The organism is Tepidimonas ignava, from assembly GCF_004342625.1.
GTDB classification, from domain to species: Bacteria; Pseudomonadota; Gammaproteobacteria; order Burkholderiales; family Burkholderiaceae_C; genus Tepidimonas; species Tepidimonas ignava.
This window is the reverse complement of record NZ_SMAH01000004.1, coordinates 38,205-61,243: the sequence shown is the minus strand read 5'-3', so window position 1 is coordinate 61,243 and position 23,039 is coordinate 38,205. Positions and strand designations below refer to the sequence as shown.

General features: G+C 70.1%; 24 protein-coding genes and 1 pseudogene. 22 read left to right on the top strand and 3 right to left on the bottom strand.

What is annotated here, in order from left to right:
* The first annotated feature begins 11 nt into the window (after positions 1–11).
* The 22 genes and pseudogenes from rpmF (at position 12) to EDC36_RS03945 (ending at position 19,949) form a co-directional block, all read left to right on the top strand.
* Positions 12–194, top strand: a complete 183-nt coding sequence (rpmF, locus tag EDC36_RS04050) for a 50S ribosomal protein L32 (RefSeq protein WP_132961972.1) — start codon at positions 12–14, stop codon at positions 192–194.
* Between the two features lie 54 nt (positions 195–248).
* Positions 249–1,286, top strand: a complete 1,038-nt coding sequence (plsX, locus tag EDC36_RS04045) for a phosphate acyltransferase PlsX (RefSeq protein WP_132961971.1) — start codon at positions 249–251, stop codon at positions 1,284–1,286.
* 35 nt (positions 1,287–1,321) lie between these two features.
* Positions 1,322–2,341 carry a beta-ketoacyl-ACP synthase III gene (locus tag EDC36_RS04040; protein ID WP_132961970.1) on the top strand — a complete coding sequence of 340 codons (1,020 nt, stop codon included), beginning with the start codon at positions 1,322–1,324 and terminating at the stop codon, positions 2,339–2,341.
* 16 nt (positions 2,342–2,357) lie between these two features.
* Positions 2,358–3,311 carry an ACP S-malonyltransferase gene (gene fabD, locus EDC36_RS04035; protein WP_132961969.1) on the top strand — a complete coding sequence of 318 codons (954 nt, stop codon included), beginning with the start codon at positions 2,358–2,360 and terminating at the stop codon, positions 3,309–3,311.
* Positions 3,312–3,357: 46 nt separating this feature from the next.
* Complete coding sequence (fabG, locus tag EDC36_RS04030; protein ID WP_132961968.1) at positions 3,358–4,107, top strand: 3-oxoacyl-ACP reductase FabG; 750 nt, start codon at positions 3,358–3,360, stop codon at positions 4,105–4,107.
* A gap of 88 nt (positions 4,108–4,195) precedes the next feature.
* Positions 4,196–4,435, top strand: coding sequence for an acyl carrier protein (gene acpP, locus EDC36_RS04025; RefSeq protein ID WP_043703749.1), 240 nt, complete (start codon positions 4,196–4,198; stop codon positions 4,433–4,435).
* 7 nt (positions 4,436–4,442) lie between these two features.
* Entirely contained in the window at positions 4,443–5,687 is a 1,245-nt protein-coding gene (fabF, locus tag EDC36_RS04020) for a beta-ketoacyl-ACP synthase II (protein ID WP_132961967.1), read from the top strand.
* Between the two features lie 6 nt (positions 5,688–5,693).
* A complete protein-coding gene (locus tag EDC36_RS04015) occupies positions 5,694–6,161 on the top strand; it encodes a hypothetical protein (RefSeq protein WP_132961966.1) in 468 nt (155 codons plus the stop codon).
* A gap of 22 nt (positions 6,162–6,183) precedes the next feature.
* On the top strand, positions 6,184–6,825 hold the full coding sequence (locus EDC36_RS04010; protein WP_132961965.1) for a sigma-70 family RNA polymerase sigma factor: 642 nt from the start codon (positions 6,184–6,186) through the stop codon (positions 6,823–6,825).
* A 34-nt stretch (positions 6,826–6,859) separates the two neighbouring features.
* A complete protein-coding gene (locus EDC36_RS04005) occupies positions 6,860–7,468 on the top strand; it encodes an RseA family anti-sigma factor (RefSeq protein ID WP_132961964.1) in 609 nt (202 codons plus the stop codon).
* A gap of 4 nt (positions 7,469–7,472) precedes the next feature.
* Positions 7,473–8,480: a MucB/RseB C-terminal domain-containing protein gene (locus tag EDC36_RS04000; RefSeq protein WP_132961963.1), complete on the top strand. Its 1,008-nt coding sequence runs from the start codon at positions 7,473–7,475 to the stop codon at positions 8,478–8,480.
* Between the two features lie 91 nt (positions 8,481–8,571).
* Positions 8,572–10,065 (top strand): DegQ family serine endoprotease, encoded by a 1,494-nt coding sequence (locus EDC36_RS03995; protein ID WP_243646463.1) that lies wholly within the window; start codon positions 8,572–8,574, stop codon positions 10,063–10,065.
* A gap of 101 nt (positions 10,066–10,166) precedes the next feature.
* Positions 10,167–11,981, top strand: coding sequence for a translation elongation factor 4 (lepA, locus tag EDC36_RS03990; RefSeq protein ID WP_132961962.1), 1,815 nt, complete (start codon positions 10,167–10,169; stop codon positions 11,979–11,981).
* An 11-nt stretch (positions 11,982–11,992) separates the two neighbouring features.
* Positions 11,993–12,958 (top strand): signal peptidase I, encoded by a 966-nt coding sequence (gene lepB, locus EDC36_RS03985; protein WP_132961961.1) that lies wholly within the window; start codon positions 11,993–11,995, stop codon positions 12,956–12,958.
* A 92-nt stretch (positions 12,959–13,050) separates the two neighbouring features.
* Positions 13,051–13,395: a DUF4845 domain-containing protein gene (locus EDC36_RS03980; RefSeq protein ID WP_132961960.1), complete on the top strand. Its 345-nt coding sequence runs from the start codon at positions 13,051–13,053 to the stop codon at positions 13,393–13,395.
* A 3-nt stretch (positions 13,396–13,398) separates the two neighbouring features.
* A complete protein-coding gene (rnc, locus tag EDC36_RS03975) occupies positions 13,399–14,112 on the top strand; it encodes a ribonuclease III (RefSeq protein WP_132961959.1) in 714 nt (237 codons plus the stop codon).
* A 16-nt stretch (positions 14,113–14,128) separates the two neighbouring features.
* Positions 14,129–15,040 (top strand): GTPase Era, encoded by a 912-nt coding sequence (gene era, locus EDC36_RS03970; protein ID WP_132961958.1) that lies wholly within the window; start codon positions 14,129–14,131, stop codon positions 15,038–15,040.
* A 3-nt stretch (positions 15,041–15,043) separates the two neighbouring features.
* On the top strand, positions 15,044–15,826 hold the full coding sequence (gene recO, locus EDC36_RS03965) for a DNA repair protein RecO (RefSeq protein ID WP_132961957.1): 783 nt from the start codon (positions 15,044–15,046) through the stop codon (positions 15,824–15,826).
* Entirely contained in the window at positions 15,823–16,623 is an 801-nt protein-coding gene (locus EDC36_RS03960; protein ID WP_132961956.1) for a pyridoxine 5'-phosphate synthase, read from the top strand. Before recO ends, EDC36_RS03960 begins: the two co-directional genes overlap by 4 nt.
* Positions 16,620–17,003, top strand: a pseudogene (acpS, locus tag EDC36_RS03955) (holo-ACP synthase); the annotation flags it as partial. The gene EDC36_RS03960 and the pseudogene acpS, both read left to right, overlap by 4 nt.
* A gap of 104 nt (positions 17,004–17,107) precedes the next feature.
* Positions 17,108–18,187 carry a beta-N-acetylhexosaminidase gene (nagZ, locus tag EDC36_RS03950; RefSeq protein ID WP_132961954.1) on the top strand — a complete coding sequence of 360 codons (1,080 nt, stop codon included), beginning with the start codon at positions 17,108–17,110 and terminating at the stop codon, positions 18,185–18,187.
* Between the two features lie 124 nt (positions 18,188–18,311).
* Positions 18,312–19,949 carry an ATP-binding protein gene (locus tag EDC36_RS03945; RefSeq protein WP_132961953.1) on the top strand — a complete coding sequence of 546 codons (1,638 nt, stop codon included), beginning with the start codon at positions 18,312–18,314 and terminating at the stop codon, positions 19,947–19,949.
* 46 nt (positions 19,950–19,995) lie between these two features.
* Here EDC36_RS03945 and accD read toward each other — a convergent pair whose 3' ends face one another.
* The 3 genes from accD to trpB are packed head-to-tail and all read right to left on the bottom strand — an operon-like array spanning position 19,996 to position 23,033.
* A complete protein-coding gene (accD, locus tag EDC36_RS03940) occupies positions 19,996–20,859 on the bottom strand; it encodes an acetyl-CoA carboxylase, carboxyltransferase subunit beta (RefSeq protein WP_132961952.1) in 864 nt (287 codons plus the stop codon).
* Positions 20,860–20,919: 60 nt separating this feature from the next.
* The gene (gene trpA, locus EDC36_RS03935) at positions 20,920–21,756 is read right to left on the bottom strand and encodes a tryptophan synthase subunit alpha (RefSeq protein ID WP_132961951.1); all 837 of its coding nucleotides are present in this window, start codon (positions 21,754–21,756) and stop codon (positions 20,920–20,922) included.
* Positions 21,753–23,033 (bottom strand): tryptophan synthase subunit beta, encoded by a 1,281-nt coding sequence (gene trpB / locus EDC36_RS03930; protein WP_132961950.1) that lies wholly within the window; start codon positions 23,031–23,033, stop codon positions 21,753–21,755. Before trpB ends, trpA begins: the two co-directional genes overlap by 4 nt.
* Positions 23,034–23,039 lie beyond the last annotated feature (6 nt).

The following is a 23,039-nucleotide window of genomic DNA, read 5'->3' as shown; positions in this document are numbered from 1 at the left end:
AGGATTCGATCATGGCCGTTCAGCAAAACAAGAAATCGCCCTCCAAGCGCGGCATGCACCGCTCGCACCAGGCGTTGTCGGTGCCCGGCATCGCGGTGGAGCCCACCACGGGCGAAGTGCACCTGCGCCACCACATCAGCCCCAACGGTTTTTACCGCGGCCGTCAGGTCATCAAGTCCAAGGCTTCGGCCTGATCACCCGCCTGGGCGGGTCGGCGGCGGTGCCGCATCCGCCTCTTGCGCGCAAACGTGGTGCGTATCGCCGTCGATTGCATGGGGGGCGACCACGGCCCGGCGGTGACGCTGCCGGCCTGTCGGGCGTTCCTGCAAAGCCACCCGCACGCTCACCTCTTGCTGGTGGGGTTGCCTGACGCCCTGCAGGAGGTTGCCGGGTGGGCCGACGGCCGTTGCACGGTGGTGCCGGCCACCGAGGTCGTCGCCATGGACGACCCGGTGGAAGTGGCCCTGCGACGCAAGAAAGACTCGTCGATGCGTGTGGCCATCACGCTGGTGCGTGACGGCCAAGCCGACGCCGCCGTGTCGGCCGGCAACACGGGCGCGCTGATGGCCATCGCGCGCTACGTGCTCAAGACGCTGGACGGCATCGACCGCCCCGCCATCGCCACCCAGATTCCCAACGCCCGCGGCGGCGCCACGACGATGCTGGACCTGGGTGCCAACGTCGACTGCAGCGCCGAACACCTGCTGCAGTTTGCCCTGATGGGCTCGGCGCTGGTGGCGGCCACCGGCGGGCGCGCGCAGCCCAGCGTCGGACTGCTCAACATCGGCGAAGAGGTCATCAAGGGCAACGACGTCATCAAGCGCGCCGGCCAGTTGTTGCGTGAGGCCGCCGCGCGGGGCGACCTCAACTTCCACGGCAACGTCGAAGGCAACGACATCTTCAAAGGCACCACCGACATCGTCGTGTGCGACGGCTTCGTCGGCAACGTCGCGCTCAAAACCAGCGAAGGCTTGGCGTCGATGGTGGGGGGCTTTTTGCGCGAGGAGTTCGAGCGCAACCTGTACACGCGCCTGGTGGCCTTGCTGGCCTTGCCGGTGCTGCGCGCGTTCAAGCGCCGGGTGGACCACCGGCGCTACAACGGCGCGGCGCTGCTGGGGCTGCGCGGCTTGGTGTTCAAGAGCCACGGTTCGGCCGACGCGCTGGCGTTCGAGCACGCGCTGGCGCGTGCGTATGATGCCGCCGGTGCGCAGCTGCTGCAGCGCGTGCAGGCGGGCATCGCCCACGCCGCGCCGCTGCTGGTCCCCGCGCCTGCGGCGGGCGACTGACGCGCCGCTTCGATCAACCCTACCGCGATGCACCGATGACCCGTTACGCCCGCATCACCGGCACCGGCAGCCACCTGCCCGCGCGGCGCCTGACCAACGACGACATGGCCACGCTGCTGGCGCAGCGGGGGCTGCAGACCAGCGACGAGTGGATCGTCGAGCGCACCGGCATCCGCGCCCGGCACTTTGCGGCCGACGGTGAGATGGCCAGCGACCTGGCGCTGCAGGCCAGCCTGCAGGCGCTGGCCGCCGCCGGCCGACAGCCGCACGAGGTGGACCTGATCGTCGTGGCGACTTCCACGCCGGACATGGTGTTTCCCTCCACCGCCACCATCCTGCAGCGCAAGCTGCACGAGGCGGCGCTGGCGCAAGGGGGGCAGGGGCCGATCGGTGCCGCGGCGTTCGATGTGCAGGCGGTGTGCACCGGCTTCATCTACGCGCTGACCGTGGCCGACGCGTTGATCCGCGCCGGCACGGCGCGCTGCGCGCTGGTGGTGGGGGCCGAGGTGTTTTCGCGCATCCTCAACTTCGACGACCGCACCACCTGCGTGCTGTTCGGCGACGGCGCGGGCGCCGTGGTGCTGGAGGCCACCGAACACGACGGCAGCGGCCCTGGCGTGCTGGCCACCGACATCCACGCCGACGGACGCCACACCGGCATTCTGTGCGTGCCGGGCACGGTCGCCGGCGGCCAGGTGCTGGGCGACCCGCTGCTGCGCATGGACGGGCAGGCGGTGTTCAAGCTCGCCGTCGGTGTGCTGGAAGAGACCGCCCGCACCACGCTGGCCAAGGCGGGCATGACGGAAGCCGACCTCGATTGGCTGGTTCCGCACCAGGCCAACATCCGCATCATGCAAAGCACCGCGCGCAAGCTCAAGCTGCCGATGGAGCGTGTGGTCGTCACCGTGGATCAGCACGGCAACACCTCGGCGGCGTCGATCCCGCTGGCGTTGGACCACGCGGTGCGCGCCGGCCGCATCCAGCCCGGCCAGCTGCTGATGCTGGAGGGTGTGGGCGGCGGCTTCACGTGGGGCTCGGCGCTGGTGCGCTACTGAGCAAGGAGTCGTTTCGATGACCGCATTCGCGTTTGTTTTTCCTGGCCAAGGCTCGCAGTCGGTTGGCATGCTCGACGGCTGGGGCGACCATCCGGTGGTGCGTGCCACGCTGGAGGAGGCGTCCGACGCGCTGGGCGAGGACATCGGCCGCCTGATCCACGAAGGGCCCAAGGAGGCGCTGGCCCTGACCACCAACACCCAGCCGGTGATGCTGGTGGCCGGGGTGGCCGCATGGCGCGTGTGGCAAGCCGAAGGCGGCGCCGACCCGATCGCCGTGGCTGGCCACTCGCTGGGCGAATACTCGGCGTTGGTGGCGGCCGGTGCGCTCAGCCTGGCGGATGCGGCGCCGCTGGTGCGGTTTCGCGCGCAGGCCATGCAGCAGGCGGTGCCGGTGGGGGCGGGCGCGATGGCGGCCATCCTGGGGCTGGACGCCGACGCCGTGCGCGCCGGTTGTGCCGAAGCCCAAGCCAGCATGGCGCCCAACAGCGGCGAGGTGGTCGAGGCGGTCAATTTCAACGACCCGGCGCAGACCGTGATCGCCGGCTCCAAGGCCGCGGTGGACAAGGCGTGCGAGGTGCTCAAGGCGCGTGGCGCCAAGCGGGCGCTGCCGCTGCCGGTGTCGGCGCCGTTTCATTCGAGCCTGATGCGCCCGGCCGCCGAGGCCCTGCGCGAGCGCCTGGCCACGGTGCCGCTGCAGGCGCCGCGCATCCCGGTGGTCAACAACATCGACGTGGCGGTCGAGACGGACCCCGCGCGCATCCGCGACGCGCTGGTGCGCCAGGCCGCCGGCCCGGTGCGCTGGGTGGAGTGCGTGCAGGCGCTGCGCGCGCGCGGCGCGCAGGCCATCGTCGAATGCGGGCCGGGCAAGGTGCTGCTGGGGCTGACCAAGCGCATCGACCCGCAGGTGCAGGCGGCGGCGCTGTACGATCCGGCCACGTTGACCGAAGTCAAGGCGCTGCTGGCCGCCTGAGGCCAGCATCGCGTGCCACGGGCATTCAAACAGGGAAAACCTTGCCATGTCAGAACTCAGCTTCCAGGGGCAGGTGGCGTTGGTCACCGGCGCGTCGCGCGGCATCGGCGCGGCCATTGCCCGTGAGTTGGCCCAACGCGGTGTGCGCGTGGTCGGCACCGCCACCACCGACGACGGCGCGCAGCGCATCACGCAGGCGCTGGCCGGCTTCGAGGGCTGCCGCGGCGCGCGGCTGGACGTCAACGACGGCCCGGCGGCCGAGGCGCTGGTCGACGCCATCGTCAAGGAACACGGCGCGTTGCACATCCTGGTCAACAACGCCGGCATCACGCGCGACATGCTGGCCATGCGCCTCAAGGACGAGGATTGGGACGCGGTGCTCGACACCAACCTCAAGGCGGTGTTTCGGCTGTGCCGCGCCGCCATTCGGCCGATGATGAAGCAGCGCTACGGGCGCATCGTCAACATCACCAGCGTGGTCGGCGCCGCGGGCAACCCCGGCCAAGCCAACTACGCCGCCGCCAAGGCCGGCGTGGCGGGCATGACGCGCGCGCTGGCGCGCGAGCTGGGCAGCCGGCGCATCACGGTCAACTGCGTGGCGCCAGGCTTCATCGAAACCGACATGACCGCCAGCCTGCCGCCGGAGCAGCAGCAGGCGCTGCTGGCGCAAATTCCGCTGGGACACCTGGGCAAACCGGCCGACGTCGCGCACGCGGTGGCGTTCGTGGCCAGCCCGCAGGCGGGCTACATCACCGGACAGGAGTTGCACGTCAACGGCGGCATGTTCATGGCCTGACACCGGCCGGGCACGCGCGGCTTGTCCCCCACGCGGGCAGGCCCGCTACAATGCCGGGGCATTTTTCAACCACCCGACGAGGGAACCCATGAGCGACATCGAAGCACGCGTCAAGAAGATCATCGCCGAGCAGCTCGGCGTGGAGGAGAGCCAGGTGACCCCCGAGAAGGCGTTCGTCGCCGACCTGGGCGCCGACTCCCTCGACACCGTGGAGCTGGTGATGGCCCTCGAAGACGAGTTCGGTATCGAAATCCCCGACGAGGACGCCGAAAAGATCACCACCGTGCAGCAGGCGATCGACTACGCCAAGGCGCACTACAAGGGCTGAGCCTGCGATGAGCCGCCGCCGTGTCGTCGTGACCGGCTTGGGCTGCATCAGCCCCGTGGGCAACACGGTGGCTGAGGCCTGGGCCAATGTGCTCGCCGGCCGCTCCGGCATCGACCGCATCACCAAGTTCGATGCCAGCGCCTTTGCCTGCCAGATCGCGGGCGAGGTGCGCGGCTTCGACGTCGCTGCGTACCTCCCGCCCAAGGAGGCACGCACGATGGACACTTTTATCCACTACGGTCTGGCGGCCGCGGCGCAGGCGGTGGCCGACGCCGGCCTGCCCACCGGCGAACAACTGTCCGAGGACGAGGCGTGCCGCATCGGTTGCGTGATCGGCTCGGGCATCGGCGGGCTGCCGCTGATCGAGGCCACGCACACCGAGCTGACCGCGCGCGGGCCACGGCGCATCTCGCCGTTTTTCGTGCCGGCCTCGATCATCAACATGATCTCGGGCCATGTGTCGATGCGCTACGGCTTCAAGGGGCCCAACCTGGCCGTGGTGACGGCCTGCACCACCGGCCTGCACTGCATCGGCGAAGCCGCGCGCCTGATCGAGTACGGCGACGCTGACGTCGTGGTGGCCGGGGGCGCCGAAGCCACCGTGTCGCCGCTGGGCATCGGCGGCTTTGCGGCGATGCGCGCGCTGTCCACCCGCAACGACGACCCGCAAGCGGCCTCGCGTCCCTTCGACAAGGACCGCGACGGCTTCGTGCTCGGCGAAGGCGCCGGCGTGCTGGTGCTGGAAGCGTACGAGCACGCCAAGGCACGCGGCGCCAAGATCTACGCCGAGCTGGCTGGCTACGGCATGAGCGCCGACGCCGGGCACATGACCGCGCCGAACATGGACGGCCCGCGCCGCGCCATGCTCAACGCCCTGCGCAACGCCGGGGTCAACCCCGACGAGGTCGATTACCTCAACGCCCACGGCACCTCGACGCCGCTGGGTGACGTCAACGAAACCAACGCCATCAAGGCGGCGCTGGGCGAGCACGCGCGCCGTGTCGTGGTCAGCTCGACCAAGTCGATGACCGGCCACCTGCTGGGCGGCGCCGGCGGGCTGGAAAGCGTGTTCACCGTGCTGGCGGTGCACCACCAGCAGATCCCACCGACGATCAACCTGGCGCAGCCCGACCCCGAGTGCGACCTCGACTACTGCGCCAACACCGCGCGCGATGCCACGGTCCGGGTGGCGCTGAAGAACAACTTTGGCTTCGGCGGCACCAACGGCACGCTGGTGTTCAAGCGCGTCTGAGGCCCCATGTCCTGCTACGCGGCTGCGGCGCTGCACCACCCGGCGCGCGCCGCCGTGGTGCCGGGGTGGCTGAGCCTGGGGGCGGCTGCGGCCGTGCTGCTGGGGACGCTGGCCACGTGGGCGTGGCACGACCCTGGCCTTGGCCTGGCCTGGTGGGCCGGGGCGGTCGCGTCGCTGGGCTGGCTGGCGTGGGCCGGTTGGTCGGTGCGCTGCGCCCAAGTTGGCGTGCTGCGCTGGGAGCCCACCCCCGACGGGGGTGGCGTGTGGCGCTGGTGCCCCCGTCAGCGGCCGCTGGGGTGGGTGCTGGGGCGCCTGCAGGCGTTGCCGTTGCCCGGCGCTGGCCTGCTGGTGCGTGGGGTCGCCTCGGACGGCCGGGTCTGGTGGCTGCACTGCGCCCCCGGCGAAGACGGCGCCGCATGGCGCGCGTTGCGCCGCGCGCTCACCTTGCCCGGTGACGCGCCCGTGCGGCTATAGTCGGTGCCCAAGTCTCCGCAGCATGCATTCCGACCACGATGCCCCCCGCCCTGGTGATGCCGACGCCGCGCTGGTGCAGCGCGCGTTGGCCGGGGACGTGCGCGCCTTCGAGCTGCTGGTGGTCAAGTACCAGCGCCGGGTCGAGCGCTTGATCGGCCGCCTGGTGCGCGACCAGGACTTGGTGCAGGACCTGGCCCAAGAAACCTTTGTGCGGGCATGGCGCGCGCTGCCCCAGTTTCGTGGGGATGCGCAGTTTTACACCTGGCTGTACCGCATCGCGGTCAACACGGCCAAAAAGGCGCTGCAAGAGCTCAAGCGCGACCCGCTGGTGCCGATGAGCGCGCTGCACAACGGCGACGAGGGCGACGAAACTTCGCTCACGGAATGGGATCTGATGGCGCAGGTGGCCGACGCCGAGACCCCCGACGCGGTGCTGGCCAGCAAAGAAATCGCGCAAGCCGTGCAGGCGGCGGTGGAAGCGCTGCCGCCGGAGTTGGCGCAAGCCATCACGCTGCGCGAAATCGACGGTTTGAGCTACGAGGACATTGCCCAGGCGCTGGGCTGCCCGATCGGCACCGTGCGCTCGCGCATTTTCCGGGCGCGCGAAGCCATCTCGGCGCGCATCAAGCCGATGCTGGAGCGGCAGTCGGGCAAGCGATGGTGAACGGTGCCGCGCACCCTGGACAGGTGAACACGCTATGAACATGCCACGTCGCACGTCAAACCCATCGGCCGAGCCGCGGCGGCTGGGTTGGTCCGCGCTGTACGACGGCGAGTGCAGGGCCGACGAGCTCGACCGTCTGCTGGGCCACGAGGACGCTGCGGCGCGCGATGCCGCCTGGGACCTGTACCGCTGCATCGGCGATGCGCTGCGCGCCCACGAAGCGGCCCAACCGAGCGCGGCCGACCCGGACTTTGTGCGCGCGGTGATGGCCCGTGTGGCGAAGGAGCCCCAGGTCACACCAGAGCCGGCAGCGCGGCTGCAACGCCGCATCGCGCTGCCCCCCGCGGCCAACGCCGCGTTGTGGCGTTGGCGCGCGCTGGCCGGGGTGGCGGCGCTGGCGGCGGTCGTGGCGGTGCTGTTGCCGGTGCTTGGGCCGACCGGCGGCATCGTGGGCGAGCCGTCGACGTTGGCGGGCGCGCCCGCCCCGACCCCGGCGCCCGCGGTGGCGCAGGCCGAGCCGACAGCGCGCGACGCGCAGGTGGACGACCTGGTGGCCGCGCACCGGGCGTGGGGCAGCGCGTCGGCGCTGCAGGCGCCAGGTGGCTTTTTGCGCACCGTGGCGTACGACACGCCGGGACGCTGACGCGATGGGCGCCCAAGGCATGGTTCGCGCAGGCTGGCCGCCGCTGGCGGCCCGGTGGTTGGCCGGCTGGTTGACGCTGTGGCTCGCCTGGGCCACGGTGGCGCAGGCGGCGCCACCCGAGGCGCCGACGTTGACGGTGGCGGGTTGGCTGGAGCGGCTGTACGCCGCGACGCGTAACCGCGCCTACAGCGGCACCTTCGTCGTCACGCGCGGCGACGAGGTGGCCGCCGCGCGCGTAACGCATGTGTGCGACGGCCAGCACCAGATCGAGCGCGTCGAAGCGCTCAACGGCCCGGCGCGAGTGACGTGGCGCTACGACGACGAGGTGCTGACGCTGTGGCCGCGTCGGCAAGTGGGCCTGCGCGAACGGCGCGAGGTGTTGCGCCTGTTTCCCGGGCCGTCGCGGGTGCCGGGGCTGGACGTGGACCAGCACTACCGCGCGCTGGCGCGTGGCGCGCAGCGTGTGGCCGGGCTGGACGCCTGGGTGGTGGAGTTTGCCCCGCGCGACGAGTGGCGCTATGGCTACCGCGTGTGGTCGGAGCAGACCACCGGGCTGGCGCTGAAGCTGCAGACCGTCGGGCCGGGCGGCCAGGTGCTGGAGCAAATGGCGTACACCGACGTGCAACTGGACGTGCCGTTGCGCATGGACGCGCTGCTGCGCCAAATGGCCGACACGCAGGGTTACCGCGTGCAACAGCCCAATTTGACCAAAACGACGTTGCAGGCGCTGGGCTGGCGCTTCAACGCCGGTGTGCCGGGCTTTCAGTGGTTGGGGTGTTGGCAGCGCGAGGACGCGGCGTCGCGCGAGCGTCCGCCCGTGCAATGCGTGCTGACCGACGGGCTGGCGTCGGTGTCGCTGTTCATCGGGGCGGGCGAGCCGGTGCCGGCGCGTGTCAGCGGCGCGATGCAGGTGCGCTCGCTGCGCGTGGGTGAGCACACACTCACCGCCGTCGGTGAAGTGCCGGCGGCCACGCTGCAGCGTCTGTTGGCCGCGCTGGAGCGTGAACCTTGACATCGCCGCGCGCCGCCCCCATGTCGGCCCGAAAGCGCCGCCCGTGGGCCCCGCTCGATGGTCAGGATCGTTGTGGATTCAGGTGAGTCTCATGTCGCATTTCCAACCCTTGCAACCTGTGTGGCGCCGCTGGGCGCCGATGACCGTGACGCTGGCGGCCAGCGTCGCGCTGTTGTGGGCCGCGGTGCAGCCGCGCGTGGACGCCCAGCCCACCAACCCAGGCGCCAGCGCCACCGCGCCGGCGCCACGCTTGAGCGGTCTGCCCGACTTCACCGTGTTGGTCGAGGAAGTGGGGCCGTCGGTGGTCAACATCCGCACGGTCGAGCGCGTCAGCCGCGCGCCCCAGTTGGGCACGCCGGACGAGCAAATGCAGGAGTTTTTCCGCCGCTTCGGCATTCCGCTGCCCCCGGGCGTGGGGCCGCGCGGTCCGCGTGGCGATGACGACGATGGCGCAGGGCAGCGGCGTCAGCGCGGGGTTGGCTCGGGCTTCGTCTTCAGCGCCGACGGCTACATCATGACCAACGCGCACGTCGTCGACGGCGCGGAAGAGGTCATCGTCACCCTCAGCGACAAGCGCGAGTTCAAAGCGCGCGTCGTGGGGGCGGACAAGCGCACCGACGTGGCGCTGGTCAAAATCGACGCCACCGGGCTGAAGCCCGTGCGCATCGGCGACGTTGGCCGGCTCAAGGTGGGCGAGTGGGTGATGGCCATCGGCTCGCCGTTTGGCCTGGACAACACCGTCACCGCCGGCATCGTCAGCGCCAAACAGCGCGAGACGGGCGACTTCGTGCCGTTTATCCAGACCGACGTGGCCATCAACCCGGGCAACTCCGGCGGGCCACTGATCAACATGCGCGGTGAGGTGGTCGGTATCAACAGCCAGATCTACTCGCGCTCCGGCGGCTTCATGGGCATCAGTTTTGCGATCCCGATCGACGAGGCGGTGCGCGTGGCCGAACAGCTCAAGGCGCATGGCAAGGTCACCCGCGGGCGCATCGGGGTGGCCATCGAGCCGGTGGACAAGGAGGTGGCCGAGTCGCTCGGGCTGCCCAAGGCGGCCGGCGCGCTGGTGCGCGGGGTCGAGGACGGCTCGCCCGCGGCCAAGGCGGGCATCGAGCCGGGCGACATCATCCTGCGCTTCGACGGCAAGGCCATCGAGCAGTCCGTGGACCTGCCGCGCATCGTCGGCAACACCAAGCCCGGCACCAAGGCCGCGGTCGAGGTCTGGCGCCGTGGGGCCACCCGCACCGTGACGGTGACGGTGGGCACGTTCGACGACGAGGAGGCCAAGCCCGCGCGCAGCGAGCCGGCCAAGGCCGCGCCGCTGGGCCTGACGGTGCGCGAACTGAGCGCGGCCGAGCGGCGCCAGCTCAAAGTCGGGGGTGGCGTGCGGGTGGTCGAAGCCAGCGGCCCTGCGGCGGCGGCAGGCGTGCAGCCCGACGACGTCATCGTCGGCGTGGGCAACCAGCCGGTGGGCAGCGTGGCGGACTTCGAGCGCCTCACCGCGGCGCTGCCCAAAGGGCGGCCGGTGACGTTGCTGTTGCGCCGCGGCGAATGGGCGCAGTGGGTGCTGGTGCGCCCGTGAGCCGACGGCGCCCGGGCGCTGGCCGGTGTGGCGCTGCGCCTACAATGGCGGGTTGATCGCCATGCAGGCGCGCACCCCGGTGGCGCGCCTTCCTTTTTGTCATGAAGCACATCCGCAACTTTTCCATCATCGCGCACATCGACCACGGCAAAAGCACGCTGGCCGACCGCCTCATCGCGCGCTGCGGCGGCCTGAGCGAGCGCGAGATGACCGAGCAGGTGCTCGACTCGATGGAGCTGGAAAAGGAGCGCGGCATCACCATCAAGGCGCAGACCGCCGCGTTGCAGTACACCGCGCGCGATGGCCAGACCTACAACCTGAACCTGATCGACACGCCCGGCCACGTGGACTTTTCCTACGAGGTCAGCCGCTCGCTGTCGGCGTGCGAAGGCGCGCTGCTGGTGGTGGACGCCAGCCAGGGGGTGGAGGCGCAGACGGTGGCCAACTGCTACACCGCGCTGGACCTGGGGGTGGAGGTGTTGCCGGTGCTCAACAAGATGGACCTGCCGCAGGCCGACCCCGAGCGCGCCAAACAGGAGATCGAAGACGTCATCGGCCTGGACGCTTCGGAGGCGATTCCGTGCTCGGCCAAAACCGGGCTGGGCATCGATGACATCCTGGAGGCCATCGTGGCCAAGGTGCCGCCGCCGCGTGGCAACCCCGACGGCCCGCTGCGCGCGATGATCATCGATTCGTGGTTCGACAACTACGTCGGCGTGGTGATGCTGGTGCGCGTGGTCGACGGGCACCTCAACCGCGGTGACCGCATCCGGCTGATGGCCACGGGCGCCGCCTACCAGGTGGAAAAGCTGGGGGTTTTCACCCCGGCCAACCAGCCGCGCGAAGCGCTGCACGCGGGCGAAGTGGGCTACGTCATCGCCGGCATCAAGGAGCTGCAGGCCGCCCGCGTGGGCGACACGGTCACCTCGTTCAAAACCGCCAGCGGCGCCAACCTCACCCCCGCGGCCGAGCCGCTGCCCGGCTTCAAGCAGGTGCAGCCGATGGTGTTTGCGGGCCTGTACCCGACCGAAGCCAGCGAGTACGACGCGCTGCGCGACGCGCTGGAAAAGCTCAAGCTCAACGACGCCTCGCTGCACTTCGAGCCTGAGGTGTCGCAAGCGCTGGGGTTTGGGTTCCGCTGCGGCTTTTTGGGCTTGCTGCACATGGAAATCGTGCAGGAGCGGCTGGAGCGCGAATTCGACCAGGACCTCATCACCACCGCGCCCAGCGTGGTGTACCAGGTGGTCAAGGGCGACGGCGAGGTCATCGAGGTCGAAAACCCGTCCAAGATGCCGGAGCCGGGCCGCATCCAGGAAATCCGCGAGCCCATCGTCACCGTGCACATCTACGTGCCGCAGGACTACGTCGGCCCGGTGATGACGCTGTGCAACCAAAAGCGCGGCGTGCAGCTCAACATGGCCTACCACGGCAAGCAGGTGCTGCTGACGTACGACCTGCCGCTGGCCGAAATCGTGCTGGACTTCTTCGACAAGCTCAAGTCCGTCAGCCGCGGCTACGCGTCGATGGACTACGAGTTCAAGGAGTACCGCCCGTCGGACGTGGTCAAGGTGGACATCTTGCTCAACGGCGACAAGGTCGACGCGCTGTCCATCATCGTGCACCGCAGCCAGGCGCAGCACCGTGCCCGGGCGGTGGTGCAAAAGATGCGCGAAATCATCAGCCGCCAGCAGTTCGACGTGGCCATCCAGGCCGCCATCGGCGCGCAGATCATCGCGCGTGAAACCGTCAAGGCGTTGCGCAAAAACGTGCTGGCCAAATGCTACGGGGGTGACATCACGCGCAAGCGCAAGCTGCTCGAAAAACAAAAGGCCGGCAAGAAGCGCATGAAGCAAATCGGCACCGTCGAGGTGCCGCAAGAGGCGTTTTTGGCCATCTTGCAAGTGGACGAATCATGAACGATCAAACCATGGCCACGCTCACCGGCGTGGTGCTGGCCGCCTTTGCCGGTTACGGCGCGGCCTGGGCGCTGGGGGTGGTGGAGGGCAACTTCGCCGTGCTGCTGCTGGCGGCGGTGCTCATCACCGGCGTGTACTGGGTGGCGGAAAAGCTCGTTTTTCTGCCGCGGCGCCGCGCCGCGGCCGACGCCGCGTGCGCCCAGGCGCGCCAGCGCGTCGCCGACGCCGCGCGCGCCGGTGTGGCGCCGGAGCCGGTGGACGAAGCGGCGCTGCGCCAGCGCCTGCTGCAGCAACCCTGGTGGCTGGACTGGACCGCCGGGCTGTTTCCGGTCATTCTGGCCGTGTTTGTGCTGCGCTCGTTTTTGTTCGAGCCGTTCAAGATCCCATCCGGCTCGATGATCCCCACGTTGCAGGTGGGCGACCTGATCCTGGTCAACAAGTACCACTACGGCGTGCGGCTGCCGGTGGTCAACACCAAGGTCATCGACAACCACACCCCCCAACGTGGTGACGTGATCGTCTTTCGTTTTCCGCCCAAGCCCAGCCTGGACTACATCAAGCGCGTCGTCGGCGTGCCCGGTGACGAGGTGGCCTACCTGAACAAACAGCTGACGATCAACGGCCAGCCGGTGCCGCGCGAGCCCGCCCCGGACTACTACGACGCCGACGCGATGCGCTACCGCAAGCAGTTCATCGAGGTGCTGGGTGGCAAGCGCGTGCACACGCTGGTGGACGATGAACAGCCGCCGTTCGTGCCGGCGGTGGGTGACTTTCCCCACCGCGACCAGTGCCGCTACAGCGTCGAGGGCGTCGTGTGCCGGGTGCCGCCGGGGCACTACTTCGTCATGGGCGACAACCGCGACAACTCGCTCGATTCCCGCTTTTGGGGTTTCGTGCCCGAAGACCACATCGTAGGCCAAGCGTTTTTGGTGTGGATGAATTTCGGCGACCTCGGCCGCATCGGGCGTTTCGAATGAACGGCCCGCACGCGGCGAATGGCGCTATCATGGCGCGCGAGGGCGCCGAGCTTGCCGGGGCTGCGGCGAGCGGTCGTCCGCTGGGGGTAACCATGAAGCGGCAACAGCGTGGCGTGTCGGTCATCGGCATGGTGTTCGTGGGCATTGTCTTGGCGATGGTGGCCGTGCTGGCGGCCAAGGTGGTGCCCACCGTGACCGAATACTGGGCGATCCAAAAAGCGGTCAACCGCGCGGCGCAAAGCGGCACCACCGTCACCGAGATTCGCAACGCCTTCGAGCGCGCCAAGACCGCCGACTATTTCGAGGCCATCAGCGGCAAAGACCTCGATATCAGCAAGGATGGCGACAAGATCGTCGTCGAGTTCGCCTACGACAAGGAAGTCCACCTGTTCGGCCCGGCGTACCTGGTGCTGAAGTACCGCGGCCGCAGCCAGTGAACGATGCATGACGCCCAAGCCGCCCCGCTGGCGGGTTTGCAGGCCCGTCTGGGGCACACATTCCGCAACCCGGCGCTGCTGCGCCAGGCGCTGACGCACCGCAGCCACGGCGGCGAGCACTACGAGCGGCTGGAGTTCCTGGGCGACGCCGTGCTGGGGCTGGTGGTGGCCACGCTGCTGGTGCAACGCCTGCCCGAAGGGCGCGAGGGCGACCTGTCGCGCGCCCGCGCGGCGTTGGTGCGGCAGGATGCGCTGCACCGCATCGCGCTGCAGTTGCAGCTGCCGCCGCTGGTGCGCGTCGGCGAGGGCGAGCGGCGCAGCGGCGGCCACGAGCGCCCCTCTATTTTGGCCGACGTCGTCGAGGCCCTGTTGGGCGCCGTTTACCTCGACGCCGGCTTCGAGGCCGCGCGCGCCGTGGCCATGCGTTGGTACGCCGAGGTGGACGTGGCGCCGGCGGGCGCCGACAAAGACCCCAAGACCGCGCTGCAGGAGTGGCTGCAGGGGCGCCGTCTGCCGCTGCCGCGCTACGAGGTGGTGGCGGTGCATGGCCAGGCCCACGCGCAGACCTTCGAGGTGGCGTGCCACGTGCAGGGCCAGCGCGGGCCGACGCACGGCCACGGGCCTTCACGCCGCGCCGCCGAACAGCAAGCTGCCGCTGCGATGCTGCAGCGTTTGCAAGGCGGCCCCGACGCGCCCCCCGCGCGCGCTTGTGCTTGACAGGGTTTCAACCACCATGGACGACGCTTCCCAGCCCCCCGAGCCCACGCCCACCCGTTGTGGCTACATCGCCATCGTCGGCAAGCCCAACGTTGGCAAATCCACGCTGCTCAACGCGTTGGTGGGGGCCAAGGTCAGCATCACGTCGCGCAAGGCGCAAACCACGCGCCACCGCATCACCGGCATCCGCACCGAGGGGGCCACGCAGTTCATCTTCGTCGACACGCCTGGCTTTCAGACCCGGCACGACAACGCGCTCAACCGTGCGCTCAACCGCACCGTGGTGGCCACGCTGGGCGACGTCGATGTGGTGCTGTTCGTCGTCGAGGCGGGGCGCTTCGACCTGGCCGACGCCAAGGTGCTGGCGCTGTTGCCGCCTAAGGTGCCGGCGATCCTGGTGGCCAACAAGCTCGACCGCGTGCACCGCCGTGCCGAGCTGGCGCCGTGGCTGCGCAGCATGCAAGAGCGCCACCCCTTCGCTGAGTTTTTTCCCATGTCGGCGCGCAGCCCGCGCGATGTGCAGCGCCTGCTGGCGTTGTGCGAGCGCTACTTGCCCGAGCAGCCGTGGCTGTACGAAGCCGACGACCTGACCGACCGCAGCGAGCGCTTTTTGGCCGGCGAGCTGGTGCGCGAAAAGCTCTTTCGCCTCACCGGCGACGAGCTGCCCTACAGCGCCACCGTCGTCGTCGACCGCTTCGAGCACGAGGGCGACCTGCGCCGCATCGCCGCCACCATCATCGTCGAGCGCGACAGCCACAAGGCGATGGTCATCGGCGAGGGCGGCGCGCGCCTCAAGCGCATCGGCACCGAAGCGCGCCAGGAGCTGGAGCGGCTGTGGGGCGGCAAGGTCTACCTGGAGCTGTGGGTCAAGGTGCGCTCGGGCTGGTCGGATGACGAGGCCAAGTTGCGCGCGTACGGTTACGAGTGAGGCGTGGTCCGGCGCAGCCCCCGGGTGCACGACGAACCGGCCTACGTCGTGCACCAGTACGATTGGAGCGAGTCCAGCCTGATCCTGGACGTGTGGGCGCGCCACCACGGCCGCGTGGTGTTGGTGGCCAAAGGGGCCAAGCGCGCCACCTCGCCGCTGCGCGCGGTGCTGCTGCCGCTGCAACCGCTGCGGCTCGATTGGAGCGGCGCCGACGAGGTGCGCACGCTGCGCGCCGCGGTGTGGGCCGGCGGGCACGTGTTGCCGCGCGGTGACGCGCTGCTGGCCGGCTACCACCTCAACGAACTGCTGTTGCGCCTGCTGCCGCGGGGCGAACCGCACCCGGGCTTGTTCGACGCCTACGCCGCGGCGGTGTTGGGCTTGGGGCAGGGGCAGCCCGCAGCACCGTTGCTGCGCGCGTTCGAGCTGCTGCTGTTGCGCGCGCAGGGTTGGCTGCCGGACCTGGCCCACACCGCGGCGGCGCTGCAACCGCTGTACCCCACCCAACACTACCGCCTGGTGCCCGAGCACGGCCTGCTGCCTTGCGAGGCCGAGCGTGGGCTGCCCGGCGAGCAATGGTTGCGGTTGGCCGCGGCGTTGCAGACCCCCGAGCCTTGGGCGGCGCTGCACGCCAGCGCCTACGCGGTGCTGGCGGCGCCCGCGCTGCGCCAGGCGTTGCTGCCGCTGCTGCACTACCATAGCGGCGTGCGCACGTTGCGCAGCCGCGCCCTGTGGCGCGAGGTGCAGCGCCTGTTGCCCACCCCCACCACCTCCGACACCGTGTCATGACCCCCGTCCACCCTCCACGCACCGCGTTGTCCGTCAACGTCAACAAGGTGGCGCTGCTGCGCAACAGCCGCCACATCGGCATCCCGAGCGTGACGCGCGCGGCCACGCTGTGCCTGCAGGCCGGGGCGCATGGCATCACCGTGCATCCGCGCCCCGACGAGCGCCACATCCGCTGGCACGACGTGTTCGACATCGCCGCCGTGGTGCAGGCCTGGCCCGGGCGCGAGTACAACATCGAAGGCAACCCCTTCCACAACCTGCTGGACGTGGCGCGCGAGGTGGTGGCGCGCGGCTTGCCGTTGCATCAACTGACCTTTGTGCCCGACGACGTGGGGCAATTCACCAGCGACCACGGCTGGCGCTTCCCCGACGATGCCGAGCGGCTGCGTCCGGTCGTCGCACAAGCCCGCGCGCTGGGCGCGAGGGTGAGCCTGTTCATGGACCCCGACCCCCAGGCGATGGACGCCGCGGCCGCCGTGGGGGCCGACCGCGTTGAGCTGTACACCGAACCTTACGCCGCCGCCTGGGCCGACCCGGCGGCGCGCGCGCGGCTGTTGCCACGCTACCGCGCGGCGGCGCAGGCGGCGCAGGCCGCAGGGTTGCAGGTCAACGCCGGGCACGACCTCAACCGCGACAACCTGACCGACTTTTTGCGTGCGGTGCCCGGCGTGGCCGAGGTGTCGATCGGGCACGCGCTGATCGCCGACGCGCTGGAGCTGGGCTACGCGGCCACCGTGCAGGCGTACCTGGCGTGCATCGCGGCGGCCGACGCCGCGGCGGGCGAGGCCGGCGCATGATCGTGGGCATCGGCACCGACGCGTGCGACGTGCGGCGCATCGCCGCCGCGCTGCAACGCCACGGGCCACGGTTCGCCCAGCGCATCCTGGGGGCGCAGGAGCTGCCCGTGTGGCAGCGGCGCAGCCAGCGTTGGCCTGAGCGCGGACTGCGCTATTTGGCCACGCGCTTTGCCGCCAAGGAAGCCTTTGCCAAGGCCGTCGGCTTGGGCCTGCGTGCCCCGATGACGTGGCGCGCGTGCCAAATCGTCAACGCGCCCAGCGGCCAGCCCACGGTGCACCTGGACGGCGCGTTGCGCGCCTGGTTCGACGCGCGTGGCTGGCGCGCCCACGTCAGCCTCAGCGACGAGGGTGACCTGGCGCTGGCCTTCGTGGTCGTCGAAACCGCCGCAGCCCCGCCTAGCGGTGAGCTTGCCGTGCACCGAGCGCGCGTTGACTGGCCGTCCTCCCACGCCCCTTGTCCCACGCAACCACCCCCGCAGCCACCATGCACGCCCCCCTCATCATCGACATCGCCGGCACCCGACTGACCGAAGCCGACCGCGCACGCTTGGCCCACCCGCTGGTGGGGGGCGTCATTCTGTTCAGCCGCAACGCCAGCAACCGGACGCAGCTGACGCGCCTGTGCGCGCAGATCAAGCGCGTGCGGCGCGACCTGCTGATCGCTGTGGACCACGAGGGCGGCCGGGTGCAGCGCTTCCGCTTCGACGGCATGACCCACCTGCCGGCGATGCGCGAGCTGGGCCGCCTGTGGCGCCAGGCGCCCGAGGTGCGTCCTGGCGACGCGGCGCTGGCGGCCTGCAACGCCGCCAGCGCGGCCGGCTACGTGCTGGCGGCCGAGCTGCGCGCGTGCGGCGTGGACCTGAGCTTCGCACCGGTGCTCGACCTCGACCACGGCCGCAGCGAGGTCATCGGCGACCGTGCCTTCGATGCCGACGCGCGCGTGGTGACGCTGTTGGCGCAAAGCCTGATGCACGGCATGCGCCAAGCCGGCATGGCGCACTGCGGCAAGCATTTTCCGGGGCACGGCTGGGCCGAAGCGGATTCGCACGTGGACTTGCCGGTTGACGACCGACCCCTGGACGCGATCCTGGCCGACGACGCCGCGCCGTACGGCTGGCTGAGCGCGAGCCTGGCTGCGGTGATGCCCGCGCACGTGCTGTACCCCCAGGTGGACGCGCGCCCGGCCGGGTTTTCGGCGGTGTGGCTGCGCGACGTGTTGCGCCAGCGCCTGGGGTTCACCGGCGCCGTGTTCAGCGACGACCTCAGCATGGCCGGCGCGCGCGTGCTGGACGGCCGCACCCTCAGCTACACGGAAGCGGCCTTGGTGGCCCTGCGGGCCGGCTGCGACATGGTGTTGCTGTGCAACCAGAGCCTGGTCGATGGCGGCGCGGCGATCGACGAGCTCATCGAAGGCCTGGCGCGCGCCTACTACGAAGGGCACTGGACGCCGGACGACGCCGCCGAAGCGCGCCGCCGTGCCCTGTTGCCCAGCGCCGCCGCCATGCCTTGGGACGCCCTGATGACCGACGCGCGCTACCAGCACGCGCTGGAGCTTTTGCCCTGATGCGGTCGGTGTGACCAACCGCCGGGGCCGTGGGGCGGCGACCTGCAGCCAGCCCGAAAGCCTGTGCACGTGCGCCACACCGTGGTGGCTGCGCCGTTTGAAGTCCATGCGCTACCATCGCTGCATGGGTCCACGCCGCCACAAACTCCCCATCGGCATCCAAACCCTGCGCGACATCCGCGATGGGGGCTACTACTACGTCGACAAAACGCCACAGGTAGCACGGCTGGCCGACAGCGGCAAGTACTACTTCCTGTCCCGCCCGCGCCGCTTTGGCAAGTCGCTGCTGATCGACACCATCGCCGAGGCCTTTGCGGGCCAGCGGGCTTTGTTCGAGGGCGGCCAAGCCGCCGTGGCGCTGGGGGTGGACCCGGCGGTGGCCAACCGCCCGCGGCTTTTTCTGGCCGAGCACTGGGACTGGGGCCGGCGCCACCCCGTCATTCGCCTCAGCTTTGCCGGTGGGCGGCTGGAGCAACGCAGCGACCTGGAGCGCTCGACCCGCCGCCAACTGCGCGACAACGCCCATCGGCTGGGCGTGGCGCTGAGCGATCCGGATGATGTGGCCGGCAGCTTCGACGAACTCATCACCCGCGCCGCCGAAGCCCACGGCCAGCAAGCGGTGGTGCTGGTCGATGAGTACGACAAACCGATCCTTGACAACCTCGAAGCGCCCGAAGTGGCCCGCGCGATGCGCGAGGGCTTGCGCAACCTCTACTCCGTCATCAAAGGGCGCGATGCCGATGTGCGCTTTGCGATGTTGACGGGCGTATCCAAGTTTTCCAAGGTGTCGATCTTTTCGGGCCTCAACAACCTGTACGACCTGACCCTGGATCCGGCCTATGGCGCGCTGTGCGGCTACACCGAAGAGGACCTGGACACCGTCTTTGCGCCCGAGTTCGAGGCGGCGGCCAGCGAGGGCCAGCCGCTGGACCGAGGTGAAGTGCGCCGTTGGTACAACGGCTACGCCTGGGGGCCCACAGCGGTCTACAACCCGTTTGATGTGCTGTTGCTGCTGCGCATGCGCGAATTTCGCGCGCACTGGTTTGAGACCGGCACGCCCACGTTTTTGGTGCAGTGGCTCAAGCAGCGGGGGTTTTTCACGCCGCGGCTGGAGCAGTTGTGGGCCAGCGAGGCGCTGCTGTCGGCCTTTGACGTCGATGGCATCGAGCCCGAGGCGATGCTGTGGCAGACCGGGTACCTGACGATCGGGCAGGTGCTGCGCGATGCCGACTACACGGCCTATGAGCTGCGGCTGCCCAACCACGAGGTGCGCACCGCGCTCAACAGCGCCCTGATGGCGGCCTGGCACCCCGAGGGGCTGCGCGTGGCCCAGCCCGCGCTGCTGCTGCGCCGCATGCTGGCCAGCGCCGACGCGCAAGCCTTACGCGCCCACTTCGAGCGGCTGTTCGCCTCCATCCCACACGACTGGTACCGCGCCAACCCGATTGCGCAGTACGAGGGCTACTTTGCCAGCGTCTGCTACAGCCACTTGGCCAGCCTCGGGGTGGAGATCATCGCCGAAGACGTCAGCAACGAAGGCCAGTGCGACCTCACCGTCAAGCACGCCGGCACCGCGTGGGTGTTCGAATTCAAGGTCGTGGACGGTGACCAGGGTACGGGCGAGGCGCTGCGGCAGTTGCAGGCCAAGGATTACGCGGCCAAGCACCGCGGCGCGCCGGGCGTGGAGCGTGTGATCGAAGTCGGCGTGGAGTTCAGCCGCAGCAAGCGGCAAATCGTGGGGTGGGATGTGCGCGGGGCGTGACGCGCTCGGGGTGTCGAGTGCGTGCACAGGCCGTCCAGCGTCCAGGTCAAGCCACCGCGTCGGCGCTTTGGCGCGTCAGCATCGCCAGCACGTTGGCCACGGTGCTGCGCAGTTCCCGTCGGTCGCAGATCATGTCGATGGCGCCTTTTTGCAGCAGGAACTCGGCGCGCTGAAAGCCCTCGGGCAGCTTGACACGGACGGTATTTTCGATCACGCGCGGGCCGGCAAAGCCGATCAGCGCCTTGGGTTCGGCGATGACGACGTCGCCCATGAAGGCAAAGCTGGCCGACACGCCCCCCATCGTCGGGTCGGTCAGGATGCTGATGAACGGCAAGCGTTGCTGGGCCAGCCGCGTCAGCGCCGCGTTGGTCTTGGCCATTTGCATCAGGCTCAGCAGCCCTTCCTGCATGCGGGCGCCGCCAGTGGCGGTGAAGCAAATGAACGGCACGCGTTGCTCGATGGCGTTGTGCACGCCGCGCACGAAGCGCTCGCCCACCACCGAGCCCATCGAGCCGCCCATGAAATCGAATTCGAAGCACGCCACCACCACCGGCAGCGAGTGCACCGCGCCACCCATCACGATCAGCGCGTCGGTCTCGCCGGTGGCCTCCAGCGCTTCCTTGAGGCGCTCGGGGTATTTGCGGCTGTCTTTGAACTTCAGCGCATCGACCGGCAGCACCTCCTGGCCGATTTCGTAGCGACCTTCGGGGTCCAGGAAAGCGTCCAGCCGCGCGCGCGCACCGATGCGGTGGTGATGGGCGCAGTGCGGGCAGACGTTGAGGTTCTTTTCCAGGTCGGCCTTGTACAGCACCGCGTCGCAGCTGGGGCACTTGACCCACAGGCCCTCGGGGATGCTGCGGCGCGCGCCGCCGCTGATTTTGGGGGGCAGCAATTTTTCCAGCCAGGACATGGCAACTCCTTGCGTGGGGGCGCCACGCCCGCGCGGGGCGCGGCGCCGTCGTGGCCGCGATTATGCGCCAGCCGCGCCAAGGGGGGGCAGGGCGTCCAACGCCGCGCGCAGCTCGCGCACCAGCGCTTGGGCCGCCCCAGCCGCCGCCTGCGGAGGGGCCTCGTCCAGCACCTGGATCAGGCGTGTGCCGATCACCACCGCGTCGGCGTGGCGGCCGACCGCCTGGGCGCTGGCGGCGTCGCGGATGCCAAAGCCCACCCCAACCGGCACCCGCACGTGGGCGCGGATGCGCGGCAGCATCGCCTCCACCGCGGCGGTGTCCAGGTGCGCCGCCCCGGTGACGCCTTTGAGCGACACGTAGTACACGTAGCCGCTGGCCAGCGCGCCCACCTGGGCCATGCGCGCCTCGGTGCTGGTGGGCGCGAGCAAAAAGATCAGGTCCAGCCCGTGCGCGCGCAGCGTGGCGGCAAATTCGGCGCATTCCTCGGGCGGGTAGTCCACCACCAGCACGCCATCGACGCCGGCCTGCGCCGCGGCGCGTGCGAAGCTGCCCGCGCCGTGGCGCAGCTCCCAGGCCTCGATTGGGTTGGCGTAGCCCATCAATACCAGCGGCACATCCGCATGGCGGGCGCGGAAGTCGTGCGCCATCGCCAGCACCCGCGCCAGGTCCACGCCGGCGGCCAGCGCCCGCTCGCCGGCGCGCTGGATCACGGGGCCGTCGGCCATCGGGTCGGAAAACGGCACGCCCAGCTCGATGACGTCGGCCCCGCCGGCCACCAGCGCGTCCAGCACGGCCGGGGTCAGCGTGGGGTCAGGAAAGCCTGCGGTCACAAACGGGATCAGGGCGCGCCGCCCTTGCGCGCGCAGGCGCTCGAACGTGGGGGCAAGGCGGCTCATCGGGCACCTCCGGCGGTTTTGACGGCCTGGCCGCGGCAGCTCGGGCGGCAGTAAAAGTCCGCGCCGCTGAGGTCCGCCACGGTGCCGATGTCCTTGTCGCCCCGGCCCGAGAGGTTGACCAGAATCGTCTGGTCGGGCCGCAGCGTCGGGGCAAGCTTGATCGCGTACGCCACCGCATGGCTGGACTCCAGCGCGGGAATGATGCCTTCGGTGCGCGCCAAGCGGTGAAACGCCGCCAGCGCCTCGTCGTCGGTCACGCCCACGTACTGGGCGCGCCCGCTGTCCTTGAGCCACGCGTGCTCCGGACCGACGCCGGGGTAGTCCAGCCCCGCGCTGATGCTGTGCGTTTCGGTGATTTGACCATCCGCGTTTTGCAGCACGTAGGTGCGGTTGCCGTGCAGCACCCCGGGCGCGCCGCGCTGCAGCGAGGCGGCGTGGCGCCCGCTGTCCAGCCCTGCGCCCGCCGCCTCCACCCCCACCAGGCGCACCTGCTCGTGCGGGATGTAGGGGTAAAAAATGCCCATGGCGTTGCTGCCACCGCCGACACAGGCCACCACCACGTCCGGGTGCGGACCGCCGTGGCCGGGCAGCCCCAGCTCGGCCAGCATCTCGGGCATCTGCTGCAGGCATTCCTGCCCGATGACGCTTTGAAAGTCGCGCACCATCATCGGGTAGGGGTGCGGGCCGGCCACCGTGCCGATGATGTAGAACGTGCGCTCGACGTGGGTCACCCAGTCGCGCAGCGCTTCGTTGAGCGCGTCCTTGAGCGTCTGGCTGCCCGAGGTGACCGGCACCACGGTGGCGCCCAGCAGCTTCATGCGGTAGACGTTGGGGCTTTGGCGCTTGACGTCCTCAGCCCCCATGTACACCACGCACTCCAGCCCGTAGCGGGCGCAGATGGTGGCGGTGGCCACGCCGTGCTGGCCGGCCCCGGTTTCGGCGATGACGCGCGGCTTGCCCATGCGCCGCGCCAGCATCGCCTGGCCGATGACGTTGTTGATTTTGTGCGCGCCGGTGTGGTTGAGGTCTTCGCGCTTGAGCAGGATTTGCGCGCCGCCCAGCTCGCGGCTGAGGCGCGCCGCGTGGTAGATCGGCGAGGGCCGGCCAACGAAATGCTTGAGCTCGTGCTGAAACTCACGCTGGAATTCGGGGTCGGCGCGCCAGCGTTCGTAGGCGGCGCACAGCTCGTCGATGGCGTGGGTCAGCGTTTCGCTGACGAAGCGCCCGCCGTAGGGGCCGAAGTGGCCCTGGGCGTCGGGAAGGGAGTACGTGGTCATGGTGGG

Coding starts and splice junctions, on each gene's coding strand:
- nagZ (WP_132961954.1), top strand. CDS start 17,108: ATGCACGCCCCCCTCATCATCGACATCGCCGGCACCCGACTGACCGAA.
- accD (WP_132961952.1), bottom strand. CDS start 20,859: ATGTCCTGGCTGGAAAAATTGCTGCCCCCCAAAATCAGCGGCGGCGCG.
- rpmF (WP_132961972.1), top strand. CDS start 12: ATGGCCGTTCAGCAAAACAAGAAATCGCCCTCCAAGCGCGGCATGCAC.
- rnc (WP_132961959.1), top strand. CDS start 13,399: ATGCATGACGCCCAAGCCGCCCCGCTGGCGGGTTTGCAGGCCCGTCTG.
- trpB (WP_132961950.1), bottom strand. CDS start 23,033: ATGACCACGTACTCCCTTCCCGACGCCCAGGGCCACTTCGGCCCCTAC.
- lepA (WP_132961962.1), top strand. CDS start 10,167: ATGAAGCACATCCGCAACTTTTCCATCATCGCGCACATCGACCACGGC.
- fabD (WP_132961969.1), top strand. CDS start 2,358: ATGACCGCATTCGCGTTTGTTTTTCCTGGCCAAGGCTCGCAGTCGGTT.
- acpP (WP_043703749.1), top strand. CDS start 4,196: ATGAGCGACATCGAAGCACGCGTCAAGAAGATCATCGCCGAGCAGCTC.
- EDC36_RS03960 (WP_132961956.1), top strand. CDS start 15,823: ATGACCCCCGTCCACCCTCCACGCACCGCGTTGTCCGTCAACGTCAAC.
- era (WP_132961958.1), top strand. CDS start 14,129: ATGGACGACGCTTCCCAGCCCCCCGAGCCCACGCCCACCCGTTGTGGC.
- EDC36_RS04010 (WP_132961965.1), top strand. CDS start 6,184: ATGCATTCCGACCACGATGCCCCCCGCCCTGGTGATGCCGACGCCGCG.
- EDC36_RS03995 (WP_243646463.1), top strand. CDS start 8,572: ATGTCGCATTTCCAACCCTTGCAACCTGTGTGGCGCCGCTGGGCGCCG.
- EDC36_RS03980 (WP_132961960.1), top strand. CDS start 13,051: ATGAAGCGGCAACAGCGTGGCGTGTCGGTCATCGGCATGGTGTTCGTG.
- EDC36_RS04040 (WP_132961970.1), top strand. CDS start 1,322: ATGACCCGTTACGCCCGCATCACCGGCACCGGCAGCCACCTGCCCGCG.
- EDC36_RS04000 (WP_132961963.1), top strand. CDS start 7,473: ATGGGCGCCCAAGGCATGGTTCGCGCAGGCTGGCCGCCGCTGGCGGCC.
- lepB (WP_132961961.1), top strand. CDS start 11,993: ATGGCCACGCTCACCGGCGTGGTGCTGGCCGCCTTTGCCGGTTACGGC.
- EDC36_RS03945 (WP_132961953.1), top strand. CDS start 18,312: ATGGGTCCACGCCGCCACAAACTCCCCATCGGCATCCAAACCCTGCGC.
- EDC36_RS04005 (WP_132961964.1), top strand. CDS start 6,860: ATGAACATGCCACGTCGCACGTCAAACCCATCGGCCGAGCCGCGGCGG.
- fabF (WP_132961967.1), top strand. CDS start 4,443: ATGAGCCGCCGCCGTGTCGTCGTGACCGGCTTGGGCTGCATCAGCCCC.
- EDC36_RS04015 (WP_132961966.1), top strand. CDS start 5,694: ATGTCCTGCTACGCGGCTGCGGCGCTGCACCACCCGGCGCGCGCCGCC.
- trpA (WP_132961951.1), bottom strand. CDS start 21,756: ATGAGCCGCCTTGCCCCCACGTTCGAGCGCCTGCGCGCGCAAGGGCGG.
- fabG (WP_132961968.1), top strand. CDS start 3,358: ATGTCAGAACTCAGCTTCCAGGGGCAGGTGGCGTTGGTCACCGGCGCG.